Origin of the sequence: Elizabethkingia argenteiflava, from assembly GCF_009904105.1 — a bacterium.
GTDB classification, from domain to species: Bacteria; Bacteroidota; Bacteroidia; order Flavobacteriales; family Weeksellaceae; genus Elizabethkingia; species Elizabethkingia argenteiflava.
Genome location: NZ_JAAABJ010000660.1, coordinates 1 through 325, shown reverse-complemented (window position 1 = coordinate 325; position 325 = coordinate 1). Strand labels below are relative to the sequence as shown.

1 protein-coding gene and 1 pseudogene are annotated in these 325 nt (G+C 46.5%); both read right to left on the bottom strand.

Translation table 11 applies throughout. The annotated features are described in order from the left end of the window. The coding region (locus GNY06_RS13045; protein ID WP_244614447.1) for a hypothetical protein at positions 1-242 on the bottom strand (242 nt) is incomplete at its 3' end. A 24-nt stretch (positions 243-266) separates the two neighbouring features. After that, a pseudogene (locus GNY06_RS15345) lies at positions 267-325 on the bottom strand (hypothetical protein); the annotation flags it as partial.

The window sequence follows — 325 nt, the reverse complement described above, 5'->3', positions numbered from 1 at the left end:
CAGCCATTGGCATCAGTTACGGTGTAGGTATAAGTGCCAGCCAAATTATCAAAGCTGCCTGTTCCAGTGTATGGAGCAGTGCCACCTGATGCTGAAACAGTAATACTTCCTTTTTCACCAAAACACTTGGCATCTACTGCCTGACAGCTGGCTACCAATAGAGTTGGCTGTCCTATGGTGCAAGTAGTGCTTGCGGTACAGCCATTGGCATCAGTTACGGTGTAGGTATAAGTGCCAGCCAAATTATCAAAGCTGCCTGTTCCAGTGTATGGAGCAGTGCCACCTGATGCTGAAACAGTAATACTTCCTTTTTCACCAAAACACT